This is a genomic window from Aliarcobacter sp. (assembly GCF_041672065.1).
GTDB classification, from domain to species: domain Bacteria; phylum Campylobacterota; class Campylobacteria; order Campylobacterales; family Arcobacteraceae; genus Aliarcobacter; species Aliarcobacter skirrowii.
Genome location: NZ_JBAZAH010000021.1, coordinates 1 through 25447, shown reverse-complemented (window position 1 = coordinate 25447; position 25447 = coordinate 1). Strand labels below are relative to the sequence as shown.

The following is a 25447-nucleotide window of genomic DNA, read 5'->3' as shown; positions in this document are numbered from 1 at the left end:
CAAATAATCTTATGCCATATATCTCTCAAGTTGCTGTTGGTAAATTAAAAGAGCTAAGTGTATTTGGAAGTGATTATGAAACAAAAGATGGTACGGGAGTAAGAGATTATATCCATGTAGTTGATTTAGCAAATGCTCATGTAAAAGCTATAGAATATTTAAATAGTGAAAATTATAATTTTATAAACTCAAAAATTAATATTGGAACAGGAACTGGATATAGTGTTTTAGATATGATAAAAGCTTTTGAAAAAGCAAGTGGACAAAAGATACCTTATAAATTAGTTCCTAGAAGAGCAGGGGATATTGCTACTTGCTACTCAAATCCACAAAAAGCAAAAGAGATTTTAGGATGGGAAGCAAAACATAATTTGGAAGATATGTGTAAATCTAGTTGGAATTGGCAAAGTAAAAATGAGATAAATTCTAAACTGAATATAAAAAAGGAGAATTAAATGCTATTCAATTGTTGACAATTATAATAATGATTTTGAAGATACAGTTTATTATATTTAAGAATATTGTAGTTTATAATTAAAAAAAATATATGGGAGTTTCTTAATGAAAGTAGTGTTAGTTAATTTTGCAAATGACTTGTTTGAAGAAAAGCAAAAGTATCAAAATGATACTGCTTTAAAGATATGTAGTTTTGATAAGATTTATTCATTTTCACCAAAAGATATAGAAGAAGAATTTTATGAACAGCACAAATTAATTTTATCTCAAGAAAGAGGAAATGGATATTGGCTTTGGAAACCTTATTTTATAAAAAAAGTATTGTCAACTTTAGATGATGGTGATTTATTGTTTTATTGTGATAGTGGGGCATATTTTATAGATTCTATTAATTCTCTGATAAAGTTACAAAAAGAAATAAATCAAGATATTATTCCTTTTTATAATCCTCATTTAGAAAAGATTTGGACAAAAAGAGATACTTTTATTTTGATGAATTGTGATGAAGAAAAGTATATTAATACAAATCAAATGTGGGCTGGAGCTAATTTATTTAAAAAAACAGAGAAAAGTATTAACTTTATAGATGAATGGATAATCTATGCCTCTGATGTGAGATGCATAACAGATATTGAAAATACATTAGGATATCAAAACTATGAAGGTTTCAAAGAACATAGGCATGATCAGTCTATTTTTAGTTTACTTTGTAAAAGATATGGATTAAAATCTTTTCCTGACCCTACTCAGTTTGGAAATACTGATAGAAATAGGTTAGAAGATTCAAATGTGAAACAATTTTTACATCATACAAAAGCAGATAAAATACAAAAAAATTTATTTAAAAAAATTATAAAAGAGATAAAACGAATATTTTTGAAGAAAATTTAACATTCTAAATTTTCAACAGTCCAAAAAATATTTTCTTTTATGACTTTTCCAGGATTTCCTACTATAAGTGAGTTTTGATAAAATTTTTTATTTGATATTAAAGAGTTAGCTCCTATAACACAACCATCATTTATTTCAGCGCCTTTTAAAATTTTTGAATTTAGTCCAATCCATACGTGTTTCCCAATTTTAACTGACTTTGAATGATTAATGATTTTATTATTTTGAAATATAGAATGTCCATCACAACTCCAAATTTCAACATTTGATGAAATCATAGAATCATTACCTATTGAAATTTCATTATTATTCCCGCATGACACTAATAAAGTATTATTAAATCCTATATTTTTACCAATAATTATAGAATTATAATTATTTTGCAAAATTATATGAAGACCATTTATTCTAGTTGAATTTTGAATTATTATGTTATGATAATTTCCATTTATATCTATAGTAACATTCTTATAATTTCCATCTTCTATAGCAATATTATTATAATTTCCATTAATTTTAATTCTAGATTTTTTTTCTAGAAAGCATTTTGACGAGATGTTGATTTTATTGTTGATACCTTTATTTTTGATAATAAAAAATTTTTTTAATTTATTTAACATTATTTTAAACATTTTTATTTCCTAAATACCACTTATACATAGTTTCCATTCCATTTTCTAACTCTACTTTATGCTTCCACCCTAAAGAGTGAAGTTTACTTGGGTCTGTTAGTTTTACCATTGTTCCATCAGGTTTATCTGTATTAAAAACAAGCTCACCTTTAAATCCTATAATTTTTTTGATAAGTTCGGCTAACTCTTTTATGCTTATATCTTTTCCTGTTCCTATATTTATATGTGTATTACGAACTTCGTTCTTAGAGGTATGTGTTAGGAATTTAGTGTTAAGAATATCTTTAAAATCTATATTTTTAAGTAAAAACACGCAAGAATCTGCCATATCCTCAGAGTAGAGAAACTCTCGTCTTGGATTTCCACTTCCCCATATTTCAATTTGAATTTTGTTCAAATTGGTGTTAGGTGTTAAGAATTCTGTATTATGTAATCTTATTCCATATTCTTCTAAAACATCGAGTATTTCTTGTTTACTAGATTTTCCTGTAATAGTTTTATCTTCTTTATTAGTACCTAATTCATAGCACTTGACACATTTAATTGGATTTTTATCTAAATCTTCTTTTATTGCTTCCCAATTGTTTTCTTCTAAGCATTTACCAAGATGTATCTTTCTAATAAGTGCTGGTAATACATGAGATTTTTCTAAATCAAAGTTATCATTTGGTCCATATAGATTTGTGGGCATCACAGATATGAAGTTTGTTCCATATTGTATATTATAACTTTCACACATTTTAATACCAGCAATTTTTGCTATTGCGTATGGTTCATTAGTATATTCTAGTGGACTTGTTAGTAAAGAATCTTCACTCATAGGTTGAGGAGCTTCTTTTGGGTAGATACAAGTTGATCCAAGAAATAATAGTTTTTTTACTTTATGAACATATGATTGATGAATTACATTATTTTGAATTTGTAAATTTTCATAAATAAAATCAGCTCTATATGTATTATTAGCAACTATTCCACCAACTTTTGCAGCTGCTAAGATTACATATTCTGGTTTCTCTTTTTCAAAAAACTCTTCTACAGCTTTTTGATTTAGTAAATCTAATTCTTTATGAGTTCTTGTGATTATATTTGTATAACCTTTTGATATTAAGTTTTTTACAATAGCAGAACCAACTAATCCTCTATGTCCTGCTACATATATCTTACTATTTTTATTCATTTATATTTCCATTTAACTTACTTTTATACTCTTCATAGCTATGAAAAATTCTTATTATTAAAATATTATTTGTATTTGTATCAACTCTATATACTATTATATGACTTTCGTGTACTAAAACTCTACAATCTCTATTTATTAATTTATTTTTGCACTCTACACCCATATTTGGGTTTAATTTTAATAACTCAATTTTTTCTTCATATCTTAACAAATAAGCGATAGCATTTTGCTTGCTATCTTTTGCTATATAAGATATTGCATTTTCAAGATCAATCTCTGCTTGATTTGAGTATTTTATATTATGCATATTTTTGTTTTATATCTTTTATTATATCTTCATGTGATTTATTACTTAAGCCAGAATTCAAACCTACATCAATCTCCTGCTCTAAATATGAAAAATCATCTATAACACTATTTTCAACTATTCTTACTTCATTCTTAGGTAAGTTTTTTAAAAAATACATAATTTTATCAAAAACTTTATCTTCTATATGTAATTTTATAGTATGCATACTAAACTCCTTTTGATTTTATGATATTTTATCAAATTTACTCGTAATAACTCATAGTTTTATATCCACCATCTTTTAGGTAAACATCTTTTGTCATAAGTTTTAAATCTGATTTCATCATATCATTTACAAGGTTTTGCAGATTATACTCTCTATTCCATCCTAGTTTCTTCTCTGCTTTAGAAGGATCTCCTAAAAGTAAATCAACCTCTGTTGGTCTAAAGTATCTTGGATCTACTGCTACAACAATAGTGTTAGGTGCTAGGTGTGGAGTGTTATGTTCGTTATACTCTTTTTCTAACTTAGAACTTAGCACATCCCACTTAACACTATCAATAATCCCAACTTCATCAACTCCAACACCTTCAAACCGCAAATAAATTCCACAGTATTCAAAACTTAATTTTACAAAATCTCTTACAGTTGTTGTTTGACCAGTTGCTATTACCCAATCCTCAGGTTCGTCTGCTTGTAAAATCATCCACATCATTCTTACATAATCTTTTGCATGACCCCAATCTCTTTTTGCATCAAGGTTTCCAAGATAAAGTTTATCTTGAAGCCCAAGTGCAATTTTACTTGCAGCTCTTGTTATTTTTCTAGTAACAAATGTCTCACCTCTAACTGGTGATTCATGGTTAAATAAAATACCATTACAAGCAAACATTCCATAAGCTTCTCTATAGTTTACTGTAATCCAATATGCATACATTTTAGCAACTGCATATGGACTTCGTGGATAAAATGGAGTTGTTTCACTTTGAGGAGTTTCTTGAACTTTTCCATATAGTTCACTTGTACTTGCTTGATATATTTTTGTTTTATTAGTAAGTCCAAGAAGTTTTACGGCTTCAAGAATTCTAAGTGTTCCTGTACCATCTGCATTTGCTACATACTCAGGTGTTTCAAAAGATACATGAACATGACTCATAGCAGCAAGATTATATATCTCATCTGGTTGAGTCTCTTGAATAATTCTAGTTAAGTTCATAGAATCTGTCATATCACCATAGTGCAAGATTAGATTTCTATTTTCTACATGAGGATCTTCATAAAGATGATCTATTCTATCTGTATTAAATAAAGAACTTCTTCTTTTAATACCATGAACTATATACCCTTTTTTTAGTAAAAATTCAGCAAGATAACTTCCATCTTGTCCTGTTATTCCTGTAATCAAAGCTACACGCTTTGATTGAGTGCTAGGTGTTATGTGTGAAGTGTTATGATTTTCTTTCATTGTTTTAATTTTCCTTTTAAAGTTTGTTGTAATTTTGTTAGCATAGCTAATATTTGATTTGATTTTTCTATAAATATTTTTCCATTTTCTTTATCGATATATTTTATATCCATTGCTATATATGTTTGTGTTGCAAATTCTGCAGTTGAACCTTTAGCAATATCTAAAAATCTTATTTGATCTTTTATTGATTCTTTTTCCATACCTTCTGCAATATTGCTTGGTATCGAAAGCCCAGCCATTGTAATCTGATCTTTAAATCCAAAGTCTTTTAAATTTGATAACAGCTTATATACATCAGCTGATAATCTAGCACTAATTTTCCAAACTTCTAATTTTTCACATTTCATAACACTTAACTCCTAGCCCTTAACACAATCTTTGATAATCATCTTCAACTCTAACTATATCATCTTCACCTGTATATTCACCAACTTGTGCTTCGATTAAAACTACTGGTATTTTTCCTTCATTCTCTAATCTATGAAGTTCTCCAGCTTTTATATATGTACTTTCATTTGGTCTAACTAATCTTTTCTCATCTCCTACAGTTACTGTTGCAGTTCCTGATACTACAATCCAATGTTCACTTCTATGGAAATGTTTTTGTAGAGATAGTCTTTTACCTGGATTTACTTCTATTCTTTTTATCTTATATCCATTTGATTCTTCAAGTACCGTATAAGTTCCCCATGGTCTATAACCTGTTAAGTGAATATTATGAAGTTGTGAGTTTGACTCTTTTAATTTTTCAACTACTTTTTTAACTTTTTGGCTAGAGCCTTTTTTAGAAATTAGTAATGCATCACCAGAATCAATAATTATTAAATCTTCAATATCAACAGTTGCTATTTTTCGCTCAACACCATAGACTAGATTGTTTTTAGAATCTATACTTATATGATTTTCATTTATAGTATTATTGTTTTTATCTTTAGGAAGTTCTTCATAAAGTGAATCAAAGCTTCCTACATCACTCCAAGAGATATTTGAAGGGATTACTTTTACAATATTTGATTTTTCCATAACAGCATAATCAATACTATCCTCAGGAATATTTGCCATATCTTCATGTTTTATTCTAATTAGATTGTTTGTATTATTTGCATTTTCAAAAGCTATTTTTGAAGTTTCATATATCTCAGGTGAATAGTTTTTAAGTTCATCAAGGAATACTCCTGCTTTAAAACAAAACATTCCAGAGTTCCAATAATAGTTTCCAGCTTTTAAATATGAAGTTGCTGTTTCAAAATCTGGTTTTTCATGAAAAGCTTTTACATCAAACTTATTTACAGTTTCAATATATCCAAATCCAGTTTCAGCAAATGTTGGAGTTATTCCAAATGTTACAAGTTTATTTTCAGATGCAAACTCTTTTGCTTTATTTATTACTTTTTCATACTCTTTCTCATCTTTGATTAGATGGTCACTTGGAGTTACAAGAACTATTTCATCATATTCCAAAGCCATACAAGCAAGAGCAATAGCAGGAGCTGTGTTTCTTCCAATAGGTTCAAGAAGATACTTATTGTTCTTTTTTCCTAATTCATCTAATTGGTCTAAAGCTAGAAAATATTGTTCAGCATTTGAAACAATAAATTGTGATTTACACAGTTTACTATTTCTTTCAACAGTTAATTGAAATAATGACTTATTAGAAAAAAGTTTAACAAACTGTTTTGGCATAAGTGTTCTACTTATTGGCCATAGTCTTGTTCCACTTCCCCCGCATAGGATGATATTAGTCATTTTTCTACTCCAAATATTTTAAGTATTTTCTTTTTCTTTTTTTCTATATATCTATTAAATTTTGTTTTAAAATCATATTCAAAAGGTTTAAAAATCAATTCTTCTTTACTATTTTGATTAGGAAGAGTTTTTATAAAATTTACAATAAATGGGAATAAATTATATTCATCTAAAACTTTATTCCTTGCAATTATTATAGATGGAAGTCTTTTTTCCCATTCATTATTTTCAATTGCTTTTTGCATAGTTTTTATTGCATCGTTTGGATTGTTTATATCAATCCAAATGTATGATTCTTCAGGAAAATATTTATTTATATTTGTACATCCAAAATAAAAAGGTAGAGAATAACTAAGATAAACATCACTAATTTTTTCTGTCCAATAATCAGGGATATTATTATTTTCTATTACTATACTATATTTATATGGTGCAAGAGCATCCCATTTATCTTCTATAAATTTTGTACCTTTACCGTAAAAATCTATGGATAATATATTGTTAGATTTTATATATTCTATAAAAGCTACTCTTTTTTTATGACCAGGCCATCTTGTTAAATTACTAGCTATACAAGATATTCCAAATTGTTTTTTAGGGATTTCTTTTAAAGCTTTTAATTCATCGTAACTCTTTAATACATGCCAAGGAAGAGCACCATGAGATTTTATAACAGTGTTTTTTTCTTTTATAATTGAAGGATAATGATTTGTAAAAATATATTTAAAACTATCTAACTGGCTATCCATCCAGTCAGTATCTCCTTTGTGATATGGTTCTTGCATAATTATAATAGTATTATTCACATTACATTTTATTTTTACTTTTTTTTTAACATTATTAAGTACTACAACATAATCGCACTCAGATATATGTTCCTCTGTAAATTTAACATTTTCCCACTGCATAGAATTATTAGGAGAGTACATATTAAAATCTCTATCCTTGTAGTTTTTAAGTATTCTAACTAACATACTGATTAATTCCTTTCCTTGCTTTATACTCATTTTTTCCTTGTTTTTGTTTGATTATTAGTCTATTTTTTTCATCTTCATCTTTTCTATCTGTTCTTTCATGATTTAAATGAAATAAATTTGCACAATATTTAATGGATTTCATTTTAACACCTATTGCTTCTAATCTCCATTCTAAATCAGTATCATCTCTACTTGGTGCAAATGGTAAAGATTCATCTATACCATTAACTTCAAGAATGTCACTTTTAAAACAAGAAAAATTTGATGCAACTATATGAACATTTTTGTTGTTTTTAGCCAAAAAATTGTATATTTTTGAGTAAGGATGAAAAGAAAAACCTTGTTCATAATGTCTGATATTATCTTTATTTAAATATAAATAATTTCTTAAATAATTTTTTTCTAAATTAAATGCTGTAACTATATTGTTTCTTAAATCCGCAGAAACTTTATCTCCTAAATTTACTCTTCTACCGCATAGAGCTTTCTTTTGTTCAGCAAGTAAAACATGATATTCAATAAACGTTGTAAATGGAATAGTATCTCCATCAATTAATATTATATAATCTCCTTTGCTTAGAACTATACAATTATTAACTGCTTTTGGTTTTCTATTACCTATATTTTCATGGCTATAATGAGTAATTTCATAAGAAGATTTATAATTCTTCAATAATAGTTTTGTCTCAATTGAATCATCATCTTCTGCTACTAAAATTTCAAAATTTTTATAAGTTTGAAATTCTAAAGCATCCAAAATAAGTTTTAGTGCTACAGTATCTTTGTATGTTGGTATTATTAAGCTCACTTTCATTTTATCTATTCTCCAAAATATTTTTTATCTCTTCAAGCTGTTTTTTACTATCAAAAAACTCATTAGCTTTAATTTTTCCATTTAAAGCTAATGACTCTTTTAAATCTTTATTTTCTATAATCAAAGATAATTTTTCATATAAATTATCACTATTCATACTTTCAAATAAAAGTCCATTTTTTTCATCATCTATAATCTCAAGAGGTCCGCCACTATTACTTCCTAAAACACAAACACCACATTTCATAGCTTCAATAAGCACAAGCCCAAAAGTCTCTTTTTTTGTTGCTAAAACTACACAATCTGAAATTTGCATAAAATCTGTTGGATTAGAAACAAAACCTGTAAAAATATCACTTGGATAAGAGTTTTTTAGATTATTAAAGTAGTTTTCATCCATATAGTGCCCAACGACTAAAGTTTTTATTTTTATGTCATTTTTTCGTAATTTCTCAACAGCTTGTAAAACTATATGTTGTCCTTTTGCTTCTTCAATTCTTCCAACTATACAAACTATAAATTCATCAGCGATATTAAAAGATTTTTTTAGACTATTTTTTTCTTCATAACTTAAAATTTTAGGAGTATTTGCACCAATGTAAGAAGTTTCAATTTTAGGTCTTATATCTTTTAGAATAAATTTTTCAAGTTGCTCTTTTACTAAATTTGTAACAGCAATCATCATATCTATATTTTTATATAAAAATTTATGGTAAAAATCACTTTTAAATCTTGTCATATGCATATGTCTTGTTTGAACAATTTTTGGTTTTCTTTTTGAAAGAAGTTTCGCAAATACAACTACAGGAAGGTCTTTTGTCCAGTGAAGATGCACTATATCAATTTCTTCTTTATCTATGATTTTTGAAAGTTTTAAAAAATTATATCTTGAAATCTCAAAATAATTAATTTTTTCATTTTCAAATATCTCTTTTAGTTTTGATTTTTTATTTATAACAGCAGGTGAATTTAAATATTTAGTTACATTTTTCATATATAATTCAAGCCCACCTAAATCAGGAGAGAGACAAACTTCTAAAACTTTTTTCATATATTTTCTTTCTTATGAGTTAATAAGTCGAGATTTTATCTATTATGTAGTTAATATCAAATTAAAACGCTTTTAGCTAAAATATTACCCATTTTAAAAAAGGAAAGTCTTTGTCAAAGTTTAAATTAGAGGTAAATGAAGAGTTTAAAACTCTTAAAAATTTCGTAAAAAATATAAAAATCTTTTTCCAAAAAAACAACAATACAATTCATAAAGCAAGAAATGAGATAAAAGTTATAAATTATGAGAGTAGAGATTTTGTAGTAAAATCTTTTAAGATTCCCCACATAATTAATAAATTCGTATACACTTTTTTTAAAAGCTCAAAAGCTAAGAAATCTTACGATTTTGCTTTAAAAATTGATAAGTTTACACCAAAACCTATTGGATATATTGAATTTTATGAGAGTTTTTTAATCAATGATAGCTATTTTATTAGTGAAAAATTTGATTATGATTTTACTATTAGAGAGCCACTTTTAGATATAAACTTTCCAAATAAAAATGAAATATTTAAAGCTTTTGCACAGTTTACCTTTGATTTGCACGAAAATGGAATTTATCATTTAGATTACAGTCCTGGAAATATTTTAATAAAAAAAGAGAATGATAATTTTATATTTAAAATTGTAGATATAAATAGAATGAAATTTTTAAATATGGATTTAGAAAAAAGAGCAAAAAATTTTTCAAAACTTTGGGCAAAAGATGAAGATTTGGAATTTATAGCAAAAGAGTATGCAAAGCTTTTAAATGAAGATGAAAATGAGTTAGTTTTAAAAGCTTTGAAATATTCAAATCAAAATAAAGCAAAAATAAATTTTAAAAAAAGAATAAGAGGACAAAAAGTTGTTGATTAGTATTATGTATCATCATGTAAATAGCGATAGATGCTCAAATGACTTATCAATTTTTGAAGAGCATCTAAAATATATAAAAAACAATTTCAAAACTATTTTTCCAGGTGAAAAAGTAACTCAAAAAAGTGTTTGTTTGACTTTTGATGATGCTTATGCTGATTTTTATTTTTTAATTTTTCCACTTTTGAAAAAATATAATTTAAAAGCACTTTTGGCAATTCCATCAAAATATATTTTAGATGATACAGAGCAAACAGCAGAAAATAGAATGAATTTTGAGCATAATGATCTGTTTGAAAATTATCAAAAAGCTACATTTTGTACGTATAAAGAATTGAAAGAGATGAAAGAGAGTGGATTAGTTGTTTTTGGTTCGCACTCGCACTCTCATGTAAATCTACTTGAAGACAATGTTGATGTAGATTTAGAATTAAGAGTTTCAAAAGAGATTTTAGAAGATAAGTTAAATACAAAAATAGAGAGTTTTGTATTTCCTTTTGGAAAATACAATCAAAATATTTTAGAAGAAGCAAAAAGATATTATAAGTATAACTTTAGAATAGGAAATGCAATACATAAAGATTTTAGTGGGATTAATGGAGCTATTTATAGAGTAGATGGTGATGGTTTAAAAACTGCTGATGAGATATTTAAAACTACAAAACTATTAAAATATAAATTTAAAGGTGTAGTAAAAAGAATGGGTAAAAAATGAATATTAGTGTAGTTATGTTAGCAAAAAACAATGAAAAAACTATAGAAAATAGTTTAAAAAGTTTATTTGATTTTGATGATGTTGTTGTTTATGACAATGGTTCAACAGATGAAACCATAAATATTACAAAAAAATTTCCAAATGTAAATTTAATACAAGGTGAGTTTAAAGGTTTTGGCTGGACAAAAAATCATGCAACTTCTTTTGCAAAATATGATTGGATTTTAATAATTGATAGCGATGAAGTAGTTGATGAAGAGCTTTCAATAGAGTTAAAAAATAAAAAACTGGATGAAAATACAGTTTATAAGTTAAATTTTAAAGCTTTTTATAAAGATATTCAAGTAAAACATTGTGGATGGAATAATCAAAAAATTAAAAGATTGTATAACAAAAATGTAACTTCTTATAATTCAAATGATGTTCATGAAGATATTATAACAGAAGGTTTAGAGATTGAAGAGCTAAAAGGAAATGTTGAACACTATAGTTATCATACAATTTCAGAATTTATAATTAAAGCAGACAGATACTCAACACTTTTTGCCTCTAATAACGCAGGAAAAAAATCTTCAAGTCCAACAAAAGCTTTTTTTAATGCAAGTTATTCATTTTTTAGAACATATATTTTAAAACAAGGTTTTAGAGATGGTTATGTAGGACTTGTAATTGCCTTTTCTCATATGGTTACAAACTTTTATAAGTACATAAAACTTTATGAGGCAAATAAAGAGTTGAAAAAATGAATTTACTTATAACAAGACACGATAAAATAGGGGATTTTTTAGTTAGTTTACCTCTTTTTAAAGCTATAAAAGAGCAATACCCATCTACAAAATTAACAGCCCTTGTATCTAAAATCAATTTTGATTTTGCAAAGAGTTTAGATTTTATAGATGATGTTATTTTATATGATAAAAATGATTTAAATAAAACTTTGAAAAGTATAAAATCAAAAAAGTTTGATGTATCAATATCATGTTTTATAGATACATCTTTGGCAATTTTATTATTTAAAAGTAGAATCAAAAAAAGAGTTGCACCTGCTACAAAAATTGCACAAATATTTTTTAATATTAAAGTTATGCAGCGAAGAAGTAAAGTAGAAAAAACAGAGTGGCAATATAATCTTGATTTGGCAAAAGCTATTTTTCCTGATATAAAACTAGATTTTAAAAGACCACTTTTAAATCTTGATGTAAAAAAAGAGAAAATAGTGATTTTTCATGCTGGTTTTGGTGGAAGTAGCGATGGAAATTTGAGCTTAGATGATTATTTGAATTTAGCAAGAAGTATTAAAGATAGTGAGTATGAAGTAGTTTTCTCTTTTGGACCTGATGATGAAAAATCAAAAGAGTATATTGAGTCAAAACTAGATTTTAAAGCTACAATTTATAACTCAAAAGGCACTTTGCTTGATTTTACAAAATATATTGCATCTTCAACTCTTTTTGTAAGCACTTCAACAGGACCTATGCATCTAGCAGGTGCAACAAACTCAAAAACATTATCATTTTTTGGAGATAGTTTGTTTGCAAGTAGTAAAAGATGGGCAACTATAAGTGATGAAAAATATCAAAATAATTTTATGCTAAATAAAAACTATTCAAAAGATGATTACATCAAAATAGAAAATTGTTTAAAAGAGATTTTAGATGTCAAGTAACCATTTTATTTGGGATAATTTTTCAGATCAACCACATGTTATAAAAGATAGAGCTTTTAAAAAGGCTATGAGAAAAAAGCATAAAAAAGATTTTATAAAACTTATTCTTACTTCACTTTTTATTTTGCCTTTATCAATTCTTTTTATGAAACTATTTTGTGGAAAAATAGAAACTTCAAATAAAGATTTTATTGGACTTGGAGTAAATTTAGATAAAGATGATGGTAAAAATACTCAGCAAGATTTAGTTGAAGAGTTGGGTGTAAAAAATCTAATCATTAGAGTTCCATTATGCGATATTTTAAACATTGACTCTTATGTAAATTTTGTACAAAGTTTTAATTTAAAGACTCCTAAAAATATATTAATCAATATTATTCAAGATAGAGTTCATATTGAAAATCATGAAGTTTTGGAGAAAAATTTAGATTTAATATTTAAAAAATTTAAAAATATTTCAAATGAGTTTCAAATAGGAACTACAATAAATAGACTGAAATGGGGATTTTTTAGTGTAGAGGAGTTTATAAGATTTTATAAAGTTGCACAAAAACTAAAAGAGCAAAAATATCCAAATATAAAACTTCTTGGACCATCTGTTATAGATTTTGAATACTACTACAATGCAAGAGCTATGTTTAATTTTCAAAATATAAAATATGATATGACTTCAGCACTACTTTATGTAGATAGAAGGGGAAAACCTCAAAATACTCAGTATGGTTTTTTTGATACAAAAAATAAAATAGATATGCTTTTTTCACTTGTAAAATTAAGCCCAAAAACTTTAAGTGATGATATCTATATCACTGAAGTTAATTGGCCAATATCAAACACAGCACCATATGCACCAACAAGTGAAAAAGAGTGTGTAAGTTGTGAAGATTATACAAAATATATGTTGGATTATTTTAAAATAGCACGTGATTCTAAAAAAATAAAAAAAGTTTTTTGGCATCAACTAATCGCACCTGGTTATGGTTTAGTTGATAATAGAGATGGAAAAATTTTAAAATACCCACAATTTTATGCCTTTAAGGAAATGTTACAAAATGGTTAAAACAATATTTATAGAGATTCCTTCGTGGCTTGGGGATGCAATTATGGCAACACCAGCTATACAAAATATAATAAAAACATATCCAGATGCTAAAATCATACTTTTAGGTTCATATGTATCTACACAAGCTTTTAGTAACTATCCAAATATTAAACAAATAATAGTTGATGAGACAAAAAAAGAGAAAAATAGATATAAAGCTTTAATCAAATTAGCAAAAAATATTGGAAAAGTTGATTTAGCCATATCTTTTAGAAGAAGTATATCATCAAAATTTATGATGTTTTTTATAAAAGCAAAAAAGAAGTTCAATTACAAAAGGCTTACAAAAAATGAGATTCATTTAGCTATTCGATATAACGATTTTGTAAACAAAGTTTTAAAAACAGATAATGAAGTAGGGGATTTAAAACTATATTTTACTCCATATAAATATCCTAAAAAAACATTAGGAATAAATCCAGGTGCAACATATGGAAGTGCTAAAAGATGGTATCCAGAAGAGTTTGCAAAGGTTGCAATAACTTTAGCTTCAAAATATGATATTGTAATTTTTGGAGGTCCAGCTGAAACAGATATTGCAAAAGATATTGAATATGAGTTGGTTAGACAAGGAGTGCGAAACTATCAAAATTTAGCTGGGAAGACGACTATTCCTGAACTTATAGAAAAAATAGCAGGTCTAAGTCTATTTATTACAAATGATAGTGGTCCTATGCATATAGCTGCTGCTTATAAAATTAAAACTATATCAATTTTTGGACCAACAAAATATAAAGAGACAAATCAGTGGAGAAATCCAGATGGAATAATTGTTACAAAAAACCTATCTTGCTCTCCTTGTATGAAAAGAGAGTGTCCCTTAAAACATCATGACTGTATGAAGCAGATAAAAGCAAATGAGGTTTTAGAAGCTATTAGTTTGTTAGAAGAGTAAATCTTCTAACAGTTAATTACTTAATTCATTGTCAATAATTTGACAAATTGTATGTGCAAAAAGAATATGCATCTCTTGAATTCTAGGTGTATCATTTGAAGGAACAACTAAGTTTATATCACAAAGCTCATTCATAGCTCCACCATCTCGACCTGTTAATCCTAAAGTTTTGCATCCCATTTCTCTTGCAACTTTTAAAGCATTTATTACATTTTTACTATTTCCAGAAGTTGAAATTCCTATTAATAAATCGCCTTTTTGTGCCAATGCTTCAACTTGTCTATCAAAAACTCTATCATATCCATAATCATTTCCAATAGCTGTTAATGCACTAGTATCAGTTGTAAGAGCAATTCCTGGTAATCCTCTTCTTTCAGTTTTATATCTTCCTGTAAGCTCTGCTGCAATATGCTGTGCATCTGCTGCACTTCCACCATTTCCACAAAGTAAAACTTTATTTCCCGCTCTTAAAGTTTCAACTGCAAGTTTTGAAGCCTCTAAAAGTGGCTCTTGCATAGTCTCTATTACTTTAGCAATTGTCTCTTGGTGAGCTAAAAACTCTTTAATTATTGCATTTTGCATTTTCATTTATCCTTTTTATTGTGTTTGTTGTACTTTTACCATCTACAAATTGAACAAGTTTTAACTCATCTGCTATATCTTGTCCAACAACCTCTTTACCTTCATAATCACCACCTTTTACTAAAACATGAGGTTTGATTAGTTTGATTAGTTCATAAGGTGTCTCTTCTTCAAAAATAACTACATAATCAACACTTTCAAGTGAAGCTAAAATATATGCTCTATCATCTTGACTGTTTATTGGTCTGCTTAAACCTTTTAATTTTCTTACACTACTATCAGCATTTAATCCCAAAATTAAAACATCTCCATAGCTTTTTGCCTCTTCTAAGTACTTAACATGACCAACATGTAAAATATCAAAACAACCATTTGTAAAAACTATTCTTTTACCTTGAGAGTGAAGTTTTTTTGCTAATTTTTCAATCTCATCAAATGTTTTTATATGGCTTGATGAACTTGATTTATTAAGTTGAGATTCATACTCATAAATCTCATCTAAAGAGGCAGTTGCACTTCCAATTTTCCCTACAACAACTCCAGCTGCTAAGTTTGCAAAATATAGAGCCTTTTTAATATCAACTCCACAAGAAAGAGCAAATGTAATTGAAGCAATTACAGTATCTCCAGCTCCTGTTACATCAAATACTTCTCTAGCTGCTGTTGGACTTGTAAATAGCTCATCATCAAATATTGCAATTCCTTGCTCACTTAAAGTTATAAGTGAAACTTCCAAATTGCAATTTTGTTTTAAACTTTTTAGCGCTTCAACTAAAGATTTCTCATCTTTTATATCAATATTTGTAGCTTCCATAGCCTCTTTTTTATTTGGAGTTAATGTATAAGCACCTTTATATTTACTAAAATCTTTACCTTTTGGATCTGCTAAAACTTTTATTTTATTTCTGTTTGCAAGTTTTATAATATCTTGAGTTAAAGTAGTAGTTAAAACACCCTTTTTATAATCAGATAAAATTATTGCACTATAATTTTTTATATTTTTCTCTAAAATCTCTAAAATCTTATTTGCACTATTTTTTGAAATCTCATCTACACTTTCGCTATCATATCTTAAAACTTGTTGATTTGAAGCCATAAGACGGCTTTTTTTAGATGTTTTTCTTCCTTTTTCAACAACCAAGTTATCGAAAGATACACCAATATTTGAAAGTAAAGTTTTAAGTTCATTTGCAACACTATCATCACCAATTACACTAATAACTTCAACACTGCTTCCTAGACTTACTAGATTATTGATTACATTTCCAGCTCCACCTAAAACTGAGTTCTCTTTTTTTACATTTACAACCTGAACTGGAGCTTCTGGTGAAATTCTATCGCAACTTCCCCACAAATAGTGATCAATCATAAGATCACCAATTACTAAAATATTTGGTTTAAAATTAATATTTATCATTTAATCTCTTCATTAAAAAGTCTAATAATCTCAGGAATATAAGCTTTTATTCCATCTTCTAAGCTAAATCTTGGCTCATAATCTAAAAATTTTTTAGTAGTTTCAATATTTGCTTCTGTAAAAAATTGATAAGAACCAACATAAGGATTTATAATATACTCTTTTCCATTGTCAATTCCTAACTCTTCTTGCAAAATATTTACAATATCTTCAAAACTTCTAGCATTTCCTGTTCCTACGTTATATACTCCTGATTTTTCAGGTTCACAAGCTTTTATATTTGCTTGAATAATATCTTCAATATATATAAAATCTCTTAGAATTTTATCACTTCCTTCAAAAAGTTTTGGAGCGTGACCTCTTAGAATTTGGTGTCCAAATTGAACTACCATTGAAGATGTTTTCTCTTTGAAAAACTCTCTTGGTCCATACACATTAAAATATTTAAGACCAACAATTGATATTGGAAGCTCTTCTTTTAGGTATTCATAAGTGATATTATCCATCATAACTTTACTAAATCCATAAACATTATTTGGTTTTTCAAATCCAACTTCAAACTTATCACTATCTCCATAAGTTGCAGCACTACTTGCATAAATCATATTAGCTTTATGTTTTATTGCAATTTTTAATAAATCTTCATAGGCATTTACATTTGTTTGTATCATAATATCTTGCTCAATTGCTGTTGTATCAGATATTGCTGCTTGATGAAAGATATAATCAAATTTATAGTTTTTTTCTAAACTTTTTAAAAGTTTTTTATCATTTATATCGCCACTTATTACAACACCATTGAATCCAACAAGATTTTTAAAGTGACCAAAACTTTTTAAGTTTCCGTTTGAAAATCTCTCACCACTTCTAAAACAATCAACTACTACAATTTTTGACTCAGGATAATTTTTTTGAAAGTAAAAAGCCAAGTTTGAACCTATAAAACCAGCTCCCCCTGTTATTAAAATTGTTTTTTTATTAAAGTTTATATCTGTATATTTCATTTTTATTCCTTTATATATTTTAAACTATCAAATAAGCTATTAGCTACTAAAAAATCTTCACAATTTTTTTCATTTTTACTTATTAAAATTTTGTTTTCTATTTTACCATTTTTTGCACAATCTATATCACTTTTTTTGTCACCAATTAGCCAAGAGTTTTTTAAATCTATATCAAAATCATTTAGTGATTTTAAAATCATTCCATTTTTTGGTTTTCTACATAAACAGTTCTCTTCAGGTTTATGAGGACAGTGATAAACTTTTAAAATATCAATCTTTTGTTTTTTGAACTCTTCAACCATATAATTTGTTAGAATTTCAAAATCCTCATTTGTATAAAATCCTCTATCAATTCCAGATTGATTTGTTACAACAATAATCTCATAACCAAAATCTAAAAACTTTTTACAAGCTTCAAAAACACCATCAACAAATTTAAAATCACTAATCTTATAAACATATTCAAAATCTTCGTTTATAACTCCATCTCTATCAAGATAGATAATCTTTTTTTTCATTATAAAATCCTCAAAATTTAAGATTAAATAATATCATAAAGCAGTTTTAACTATAATTATGACTTTAAAAAATAGGAAAAAATATGATAAACACAACTATATTTTATAAAACAGAAAATAGATTAATAAGCGAGATAAAAAAAAGAGATTATATTAAAGTTGTAAAAAATAGTTCAAAACTACTCAAGCTTTTTGGCAAAAGAAAATATGCAGATATCTATTTTCATAGTGGAATTTTAGATGAAGATAGTATTGATAAGATTAAAAATGCAAAATTTATAATTACAAACTCTTTTTCAAACTTAAATTTAATTGTAGAAAAAACAGAGATATCTAAAGAAAAAATTGATGTTATCTATCCAAGTATAGATTTAGAGTATAAAAAAACAAAAGATATAAAAGAGAAATATAAAGAGAGATTTGATTTAACTATAAATACAAGATTAATTCTTTTTAGTGCAAAAAATTTTAAAAATTCAGGAATAAAAGAGTTTTTAGATATCTGTTCAAATCTATCTTATGTAGATTTCAAACTTTTGATTTTGGGAAATAAGCAACAGCTAAATGCTCTAGATTTTATTATGCCAAAGTATAAAAGCTTAGAATCAAAGATTATAAAGCTTGAAGAGAGCAAAGAGAGTTCAGATGAGATATTTTTATTGAGTGATATTTTTTTGTTACCAACACATAATAAAAATATTGCAATTAGTGTGATAAAAGCTATGTTTTGCAAATGTGTAGTATTCGCTCCAATTAATAATGATATTAAAGAGATATTAGATATCTACGCAACAATGGATAGCCCAAGTGATCCAAGCACTCCTTTTAAAATAGATGGAGTTCTTTATGATTTAAATGAGTTAAAAAAGATTCAAAAAGAGAATAGAAAAATTGCAAAACAGATGAGCTTAGAGCAAAATATTGCAAAATTTGATGATATTTTATCAAAAATTTAACTCTAACTTAAGAATTTTAAGGTACAATACGCGAATATTTTTCACTAAAAAAAAGGAATAAGAAAATGGCAAGAAGATGTGCAATTTCAGGAAAAGGACCTATGGTTGGAAACAACGTAAGTCACGCAAAAAATAGAACAAAAAGAAGATTTTTACCAAATATTAGAACTATTAGAGTTATGACTGAAGATGGTTCAACTGTTAAACTAAAAATTTCTGCAAAAGAGCTAAGAACTCTTAAAAAACACTCTTAATAGTATAGCAAAAGTGCTTAAATGAGCATTTTTACTAATATTAAAAAAGTATTAGGCTGGGAACTTTCAAGTTCAAGGCCTCAATATGATTTAAACTCTGTAATTTATTCAAAACTAAAACCACTAAGATTACCCTTAATAATTATCCAAATTCTTATGATGATAGGAGTATTGGGTTATGTTTATTTTGAAGATTATTCAATTATGCATGCAATATTTCAAACATCTTATACAATTACAAATACTGGTTTTGGAGCATTAAACGAATCAAACTTTAAAAATGAGACTATATTTTTTACTGTTTTTTTAATGATTGCTGGTTTTTCTAGCTTTATTTTTGGAATTGGGGTTATAATTGATGTTTTTACAAATGGAAATTTAAGAGCTTTATTGAAGGAGAGAAGGATGCTTTATAAAATAGCAAGATTAAGAAAACATTTTGTGCTTTTTTATCACAATGAATATACAGCACAAGTTGCTAAACAGTTTAGAGAGAATCATATACCTTTTGTGGTTGTTGATCCAAGTGATAACATAGAAGAGATAGCCAGAGAGAATAAATATCCATATTTTATAAAAGATGAACCATATCAAGAGAGTGCATTTTTCAAATCTCATTTAAGCTCTGCAAAAGGAGCTATATCTTTATCAAAAAATATATCTGACAATATTACTTTAATAGCATCTGTAAGACTTTATGAAAAAGAGTTAGGACGAACTCCATTTTTAATAATATCAAATGCAGAGACTAGAAATGAAAAAATAAGACTTCAAAAACTTGGAGCTGATAAGGTTGTAGCAACACCTTCATTAATGGCAAAAAGGGTAAGTGCGATTGCTATGAGTCCTGATATGGAAAATATTTTGGATGAGTTTTTATATAAAAAAGATAGCCCAATTACTATGGAAGAGATTTTCATAAAAGAGGATGCTTGGAGTATAGGAAAAGAGCTAAAAGAGCTTGATTTAAGAGAAAAGTTAAGTATATCTGTTATTGGAATAACTGAAGAGAGTGGTGCTTTTATACAACTTCCAAAAGGAAATAAAGTAATAAATAAAAACTCAAAACTACTTCTTGTTGGTTCACAAAAAGGTATTACTAGAGCAAAAAGAGTATTAAATTTAATTAATCAACCAAAGGAGTTATAAAAATGTTTACTATTTTACCGATTAAGGGTTTTATTGACCAAATAGAGGGTTTTTATTGTGATGGAATTCATATTGGTCTTAAACCAAATGGTAATAATGATTTAGGTTTTATTTATACAAAAGAGCCTTGTACAGTTGCTGCAATTTTTACTAATAATAAATTTCAAGCAGCACCTTTAAAACATTTTTTGGCTTATGAAAAAGGTTTTAAAACAAACTTTGTACTTATAAATTCAAAAAATGCAAATGCATTAACAGGTAAAAAAGGTATTGAAGATATAAATACTCTTTTCTCTCAATTAAATTTTGGTGATGATAAGTTGATTAATCCAGTTATGAGTAGCACAGGTGTTATTGGAAATAGATTACCAATTGAAAAATTGGTTAATGGTGCAAAAAAATTTAATTTAAAATCTAAAAATGGTGAAAATTTAAGCAAAGCAATTATGACAACAGATGCATACCCTAAATCTTGTTTTTATGAAGTTAAACTTGAAAGTGGAAAATCATTTAAAATAGGTGCTGTTGCAAAAGGTGCTGGAATGATAAATCCAAATTTAGCAACAATGCTTTGTTTTATCTGCACAGATGCTGCAGCTCCTTATGAAGATATACAAGAGGCATTAAAAAGAAACTCTCACACAACATTTAATGCAATCTCTGTAGATGGTGATACATCTACAAATGATACTGTTATGGTTTTAGCAAATAGTAAGTCAAATGCTTATGATAAAGATGCTTTTAGTGAAGCTTTAAGATTGGTTATGCATGATATGGCTATGTTAATGGTTGCAGATGGTGAGGGTGCAAAAAAAGTTGCAGCTTTTGAGGTTGTAAATGCTGCAAATGATAAAGAGGCTGAAATAGCTGCAAAAGCTTTATCAAATTCACTACTAGTAAAAACAGCTCTATTTGGAGAAGATCCAAATTTTGGAAGAATAGCTTCAACAATTGGAGCTTCACAAGTAACTTGCGATGATGAAAAACTTGTAATTTCATATAATGATGTAGTTGTATTTAATAAAGGTGAAATCTGTTTTGATTCTATAATTGAAGCAAAAGCAGCAGATGTTTTAAAAAAAGATAAATATAAAATAATTTGCGACTTAGGAGTTGGTAGTGGAAAATTCACAGCTTATGGTTGTGATTTGGGCTATAAATATGTAGAGATAAACGCGGATTATAGAAGTTAATTTTAAGAACTCTTTTTATATAATCCCTTTTAAAATTTTTAACAAGGATAGAGAATGCTTCACGAACATAGAGATGCAATTGCTGAATTAAGACAAAAAGATGCTCACTTTTTAAGAGTGTTTGAAAAACACAATGAGTTAGATCATGAAATTATTAACCTTGAAAATGCTCACGCAGATCAATTTTTAATAGATACAAAGAAAAAAGAGAAGCTTAAACTTAAAGATGAAATTTACGCAATGATCGTAAAATATAAAGCTGAGAAATAGTTTCTATTTTATTTTGCTAAAAGGGAAGATAGATTGTCTATCTTCCCTTTTTTAATGATAATAAAGCAAAGCTAAGTGAAACTTAGATACAATCAAATCAATTTTTTAGTGTAAAGGCCTTAGTTTATGGAAAACCTTTTTGAAAATCAAGATATTATAGATATCAATATTGAAGATAGTGTAAAAACTTCATATTTAGACTACTCTATGAGTGTTATTATTGGTCGGGCATTACCCGATGCAAAAGATGGTTTAAAACCTGTTCATAGAAGAATACTCTATGCAATGCATGATTTAAATCTTACATCAAAAGTTGCTTATAAAAAATCAGCAAGAATTGTTGGAGATGTAATTGGTAAGTACCATCCACACGGAGATACTTCTGTTTATGATGCACTTGTAAGAATGGCTCAAAACTTCTCTATGAGAGCACCACTTGTTGATGGTCAAGGAAACTTTGGTTCTGTTGATGGTGATAGTGCAGCTGCTATGAGATATACAGAAGCTAGAATGACTAGAATTGCTGAAGAGGTTTTACGAGATTTAGATAAAGATACAGTAAATTTTGTACCAAATTATGATGATACAATGAGAGAACCAGCAGTTCTTCCTACGCGTGTTCCAACACTTTTATTAAATGGAAGCGAAGGTATTGCTGTTGGAATGGCAACAAAAATTCCACCTCACAATCTAGGTGAACTTTTAGATGCAATTTTACATCTAATCGATAATCCAACTGCTGAAGCAATAGATTTAATGGAGTTTATTCAAGGTCCAGATTTCCCAACAGGTGGAACTATATTTGGAAGACGTGGAATAATTGATGCTTATACAACAGGTCGTGGAAGAGTAAAAATTAGAGCAAAACATCATATAGAGTCAAAATCAAAAAAAGATGTTATTGTAATTGATGAGTTACCATATCAAGTAAATAAAGCTAGATTAATTGAGCAAATTGCTGATTTAGCAAAAGATAAGCAAATTGAAGGAATTTCAGAAGTTAGAGATGAGTCTGATAGAGAAGGTATTAGAGTTGTAATTGAACTTAAAAAAGATGCAATGGCTGAAATTGTATTAAATAATCTTTATAAATCAACTCCAATGGAGACAACTTTTGGAATTATTCTTTTAGCTGTTTATAACAAAGAGCCAAAAGTATTTAATCTTCCAGAAATTTTAAATATTTTCCTATCACATAGAAAAACTGTAATTATTAGAAGAACAATTTTTGATTTAGAAAAAGCAAAAGCAAGAGCACATATTTTAGAAGGTCTAAAAATTGCTGTTGATAATATTGATGAAGTTGTAAAAATTATTAGAGCTAGTGCAAATGATCAAGAAGCAAAAGATAATCTATCTTCAAGATTTGGTTTAAGTGCAATTCAAGCTCAAGCAATTTTAGATATGAGACTTGGAAGATTAACTGGTCTTCAAAGAGATAAATTAGAGGCTGAATATCAAGAGCTAATGATTTTAATCGAGCAACTAGAGCTTATTTTAAGAAGTGAAGATAGATTAAATGAGATTATAAAAGAAGAGCTAAATGAGATTAAAGAGAAGTTCTCAAATCCTAGACGAACTGAGATTGAAGACTCTTATGATGAGATTGATGTTGAAGATTTAATTCCAAATGAACCAATGGTAGTTACTATTACTCACAATGGTTATGTAAAAAGAGTTCCTATAAAATCTTATGAGCGACAAAAAAGAGGTGGAAAAGGTAAAGTTGCAGTTACAACTCACGATGATGACTTTATTGAAAGATTCTTTGTAAGCAATACTCACGATACACTAATGTTTGTTACAAATATGGGGCAACTTTATTGGTTAAAAGTTTATAGAATTCCAGAAGGAAGCAGAACTGCAAAAGGTAAAGCAGTTGTAAACTTAATTAACTTAAGAGCTGATGAGAAGATTATGGCAATTATTCCAACAAGTGATTTTGATGAAGCTAAATCTTTAACATTCTTTACAAAAAATGGTATTGTAAAAAGAACTAGTTTATCTGAGTTTAGTAATATTAGAAGCAATGGGGTTAGAGCTATTGTTTTAGATGATGATGATGAGATAGTAACAGCAAAAATTGCAACAGTTGATACAAAATATTTAATGGTATTTACAAGTCTTGGTCAATGTATTAGATTTGAAGTTGATAAAGCAAGAGAGCAAGGAAGAAGTACAAGAGGAGTTAGAGCTATTAAATTTAAAATAGATAGTGATATTGTTGTTGATGCTGAGATTATTGATAGTGAAGATCAAGAGATTTTAACTGTTTCTGAAAAAGGAATAGGAAAACGAACTACAGTTGAAGAGTATAGACTTACAAACAGAGCTGGAAGTGGAGTTATTGCGATGAAATTATCACCAAAAACAGGAAATGTTATAGGTGAAGTTTTAGTTGATGATACTCAAGATTTAATGCTTTTAACTTCTATTGGAAAAATGATTAGAGTTGATATGCAAACAATTAGAAAAGCTGGAAGAAATACAAGTGGTGTAATAATTGTAAATATGGATAAAGATGATAAAGTTGTATCTATTGCAAAATGTCCAAAAGAGGATGAAGAGATTGAACTTGATGAGTTTGGAAATGTAATTAGATACAATGAAGATGGTGATATTATAGATAATCAAACACAACTACAAAGTGAATCAAATAATATTTTTGGAAATGATTTAGAAGAGAAAGAGGAAGAGTAAAATGAGAAAGTTTAATGTTGCAGTTGTAGGAGCAACGGGAGCTGTTGGAGAAGAAGTATTTAGAGTTATGGAAGAGTTAAATTTTCCAGTTAATAAATTAATTCCAATAGCAAGTGCTAGAAGTGCTGGTTCAACAATTGAGTTTTTAAACAAAGAATTTACAGTTTTAGAGTTAACTGAAACTGTTTTTGAAGAACAAGAGGTTGAGATTGCGTTTTTTTGTGCAGGTGGAAGTATCTCTGAGAAATTTGCAAAATTTGCAGTAGAAGCAGGTGCTGTTGTAATTGATAATACAAGTCACTTTAGAATGGATCCAAAAGTTCCACTTGTTGTTCCAGAGGTTAATCCAGATGATATTGGTCTTTGGAGAGAGACTGGAATTATTGCAAATCCAAATTGTTCAACAATTCAAATGGTTCAGAGCTTAAAACCACTTGATGATTTATATGGTATAAAAAGAGTTGATGTATCAACTTATCAAGCAGTTTCAGGTGCTGGAAAATCTGGTATGGAAGAGTTAGTTAAACAGATGCAAGATTTCTTTGCATTTAGATTGGACGAAACAGAGATAAAAGCATTTGCACACCAAATTGCACTTAATGTAATTCCTCAAATTGATGTTGCAATGGAGAATGGATTTACTAAAGAAGAGATGAAAATG

29 protein-coding genes are annotated in these 25447 nt (G+C 27.5%); 15 read left to right on the top strand and 14 right to left on the bottom strand.

Going from position 1 to position 25447, the window contains the following annotated elements:
- Together WC168_RS04945 and WC168_RS04940 are read left to right on the top strand one after the other, a co-directional pair.
- Window positions 1-455: GDP-mannose 4,6-dehydratase (locus WC168_RS04945; RefSeq protein ID WP_372617887.1), on the top strand; the 455-nt coding region annotated here is incomplete at its 5' end.
- A 106-nt stretch (window positions 456-561) separates the two neighbouring features.
- Complete coding sequence (locus WC168_RS04940) at window positions 562-1347, top strand: hypothetical protein (RefSeq protein ID WP_372617885.1); 786 nt, start codon at window positions 562-564, stop codon at window positions 1345-1347.
- On the opposite strand, the gene WC168_RS04935 is transcribed toward WC168_RS04940, so the two are convergent.
- The 10 genes from WC168_RS04935 to WC168_RS04890 are packed head-to-tail and all read right to left on the bottom strand — an operon-like array spanning window position 1344 to window position 9505.
- Complete coding sequence (locus WC168_RS04935) at window positions 1344-1979, bottom strand: DapH/DapD/GlmU-related protein (protein WP_372617883.1); 636 nt, start codon at window positions 1977-1979, stop codon at window positions 1344-1346. The genes WC168_RS04940 and WC168_RS04935 overlap by 4 nt on opposite strands.
- Complete coding sequence (locus WC168_RS04930; protein WP_372617881.1) at window positions 1972-3156, bottom strand: GDP-L-fucose synthase family protein; 1185 nt, start codon at window positions 3154-3156, stop codon at window positions 1972-1974. The genes WC168_RS04935 and WC168_RS04930 overlap by 8 nt, the downstream gene beginning before the upstream one ends.
- Window positions 3149-3466, bottom strand: a complete 318-nt coding sequence (locus WC168_RS04925; RefSeq protein WP_372617879.1) for a type II toxin-antitoxin system RelE/ParE family toxin — start codon at window positions 3464-3466, stop codon at window positions 3149-3151. Before WC168_RS04925 ends, WC168_RS04930 begins: the two co-directional genes overlap by 8 nt.
- On the bottom strand, window positions 3459-3674 hold the full coding sequence (locus WC168_RS04920) for a hypothetical protein (protein ID WP_279134572.1): 216 nt from the start codon (window positions 3672-3674) through the stop codon (window positions 3459-3461). The genes WC168_RS04925 and WC168_RS04920 overlap by 8 nt, the downstream gene beginning before the upstream one ends.
- A gap of 37 nt (window positions 3675-3711) precedes the next feature.
- On the bottom strand, window positions 3712-4914 hold the full coding sequence (gmd, locus tag WC168_RS04915) for a GDP-mannose 4,6-dehydratase (RefSeq protein WP_372617877.1): 1203 nt from the start codon (window positions 4912-4914) through the stop codon (window positions 3712-3714).
- Window positions 4911-5264 carry a four helix bundle protein gene (locus WC168_RS04910; protein WP_372617875.1) on the bottom strand — a complete coding sequence of 118 codons (354 nt, stop codon included), beginning with the start codon at window positions 5262-5264 and terminating at the stop codon, window positions 4911-4913. Before WC168_RS04910 ends, gmd begins: the two co-directional genes overlap by 4 nt.
- A 19-nt stretch (window positions 5265-5283) precedes the next feature.
- On the bottom strand, window positions 5284-6663 hold the full coding sequence (locus tag WC168_RS04905; RefSeq protein WP_372617873.1) for a mannose-1-phosphate guanylyltransferase/mannose-6-phosphate isomerase: 1380 nt from the start codon (window positions 6661-6663) through the stop codon (window positions 5284-5286).
- Entirely contained in the window at window positions 6660-7637 is a 978-nt protein-coding gene (locus tag WC168_RS04900) for a glycosyltransferase family 10 domain-containing protein (RefSeq protein ID WP_279134580.1), read from the bottom strand. The genes WC168_RS04905 and WC168_RS04900 overlap by 4 nt, the downstream gene beginning before the upstream one ends.
- Entirely contained in the window at window positions 7627-8454 is an 828-nt protein-coding gene (locus WC168_RS04895; RefSeq protein WP_372617871.1) for a glycosyltransferase, read from the bottom strand. The genes WC168_RS04900 and WC168_RS04895 overlap by 11 nt, the downstream gene beginning before the upstream one ends.
- Before the next feature lies 1 nt (window position 8455).
- The gene (locus tag WC168_RS04890) at window positions 8456-9505 is read right to left on the bottom strand and encodes a glycosyltransferase family 4 protein (RefSeq protein WP_372617869.1); all 1050 of its coding nucleotides are present in this window, start codon (window positions 9503-9505) and stop codon (window positions 8456-8458) included.
- 110 nt (window positions 9506-9615) lie between these two features.
- On the opposite strand from WC168_RS04890, the gene WC168_RS04885 reads away from it, so the two are divergent.
- Genes WC168_RS04885 through WC168_RS04860 form a run of 6 tightly spaced genes read left to right on the top strand, consistent with a single transcriptional unit; the run spans window position 9616 to window position 14743 of the window.
- Window positions 9616-10365 carry a lipopolysaccharide kinase InaA family protein gene (locus tag WC168_RS04885; RefSeq protein ID WP_372617867.1) on the top strand — a complete coding sequence of 250 codons (750 nt, stop codon included), beginning with the start codon at window positions 9616-9618 and terminating at the stop codon, window positions 10363-10365.
- Window positions 10355-11080: a polysaccharide deacetylase family protein gene (locus WC168_RS04880; protein ID WP_372617865.1), complete on the top strand. Its 726-nt coding sequence runs from the start codon at window positions 10355-10357 to the stop codon at window positions 11078-11080. Before WC168_RS04885 ends, WC168_RS04880 begins: the two co-directional genes overlap by 11 nt.
- A complete protein-coding gene (locus WC168_RS04875; protein WP_372617863.1) occupies window positions 11077-11826 on the top strand; it encodes a glycosyltransferase family 2 protein in 750 nt (249 codons plus the stop codon). Before WC168_RS04880 ends, WC168_RS04875 begins: the two co-directional genes overlap by 4 nt.
- A complete protein-coding gene (locus tag WC168_RS04870) occupies window positions 11823-12746 on the top strand; it encodes a glycosyltransferase family 9 protein (RefSeq protein ID WP_372617861.1) in 924 nt (307 codons plus the stop codon). Before WC168_RS04875 ends, WC168_RS04870 begins: the two co-directional genes overlap by 4 nt.
- Entirely contained in the window at window positions 12736-13806 is a 1071-nt protein-coding gene (locus WC168_RS04865) for a hypothetical protein (RefSeq protein WP_372617859.1), read from the top strand. The genes WC168_RS04870 and WC168_RS04865 overlap by 11 nt, the downstream gene beginning before the upstream one ends.
- On the top strand, window positions 13799-14743 hold the full coding sequence (locus WC168_RS04860; RefSeq protein WP_279134592.1) for a glycosyltransferase family 9 protein: 945 nt from the start codon (window positions 13799-13801) through the stop codon (window positions 14741-14743). The genes WC168_RS04865 and WC168_RS04860 overlap by 8 nt, the downstream gene beginning before the upstream one ends.
- A gap of 12 nt (window positions 14744-14755) precedes the next feature.
- On the opposite strand, the gene gmhA is transcribed toward WC168_RS04860, so the two are convergent.
- Genes gmhA through gmhB form a run of 4 tightly spaced genes read right to left on the bottom strand, consistent with a single transcriptional unit; the run spans window position 14756 to window position 18264 of the window.
- A complete protein-coding gene (gmhA, locus tag WC168_RS04855) occupies window positions 14756-15325 on the bottom strand; it encodes a D-sedoheptulose 7-phosphate isomerase (protein WP_066350177.1) in 570 nt (189 codons plus the stop codon).
- Window positions 15306-16742, bottom strand: a complete 1437-nt coding sequence (gene rfaE1, locus WC168_RS04850; RefSeq protein WP_372617857.1) for a D-glycero-beta-D-manno-heptose-7-phosphate kinase — start codon at window positions 16740-16742, stop codon at window positions 15306-15308. The genes gmhA and rfaE1 overlap by 20 nt, the downstream gene beginning before the upstream one ends.
- Window positions 16739-17746 (bottom strand): ADP-glyceromanno-heptose 6-epimerase, encoded by a 1008-nt coding sequence (rfaD, locus tag WC168_RS04845; protein WP_319088615.1) that lies wholly within the window; start codon window positions 17744-17746, stop codon window positions 16739-16741. Before rfaD ends, rfaE1 begins: the two co-directional genes overlap by 4 nt.
- Before the next feature lie 2 nt (window positions 17747-17748).
- A complete protein-coding gene (gmhB, locus tag WC168_RS04840; RefSeq protein WP_372617855.1) occupies window positions 17749-18264 on the bottom strand; it encodes a D-glycero-beta-D-manno-heptose 1,7-bisphosphate 7-phosphatase in 516 nt (171 codons plus the stop codon).
- An 83-nt stretch (window positions 18265-18347) separates the two neighbouring features.
- Here gmhB and WC168_RS04835 point away from each other — a divergent pair, with 83 nt between their 5' ends.
- The 7 genes from WC168_RS04835 to WC168_RS04805 form a co-directional block, all read left to right on the top strand.
- Entirely contained in the window at window positions 18348-19220 is an 873-nt protein-coding gene (locus tag WC168_RS04835; RefSeq protein WP_372617853.1) for a glycosyltransferase, read from the top strand.
- Between the two features lie 65 nt (window positions 19221-19285).
- On the top strand, window positions 19286-19474 hold the full coding sequence (rpmB, locus tag WC168_RS04830; RefSeq protein WP_066159543.1) for a 50S ribosomal protein L28: 189 nt from the start codon (window positions 19286-19288) through the stop codon (window positions 19472-19474).
- 156 nt (window positions 19475-19630) lie between these two features.
- A complete protein-coding gene (locus WC168_RS04825) occupies window positions 19631-20623 on the top strand; it encodes a TrkA family potassium uptake protein (protein ID WP_372617851.1) in 993 nt (330 codons plus the stop codon).
- 2 nt (window positions 20624-20625) lie between these two features.
- Window positions 20626-21816, top strand: coding sequence for a bifunctional glutamate N-acetyltransferase/amino-acid acetyltransferase ArgJ (gene argJ / locus WC168_RS04820; RefSeq protein WP_066159549.1), 1191 nt, complete (start codon window positions 20626-20628; stop codon window positions 21814-21816).
- A 54-nt stretch (window positions 21817-21870) separates the two neighbouring features.
- On the top strand, window positions 21871-22086 hold the full coding sequence (locus WC168_RS04815) for a YdcH family protein (RefSeq protein WP_066159552.1): 216 nt from the start codon (window positions 21871-21873) through the stop codon (window positions 22084-22086).
- A gap of 126 nt (window positions 22087-22212) precedes the next feature.
- Window positions 22213-24786, top strand: coding sequence for a DNA gyrase subunit A (gene gyrA / locus WC168_RS04810; protein ID WP_372617848.1), 2574 nt, complete (start codon window positions 22213-22215; stop codon window positions 24784-24786).
- A 1-nt stretch (window position 24787) separates the two neighbouring features.
- A partial coding sequence (locus tag WC168_RS04805; protein WP_372617846.1) for an aspartate-semialdehyde dehydrogenase occupies window positions 24788-25447 on the top strand: 660 nt, incomplete at its 3' end.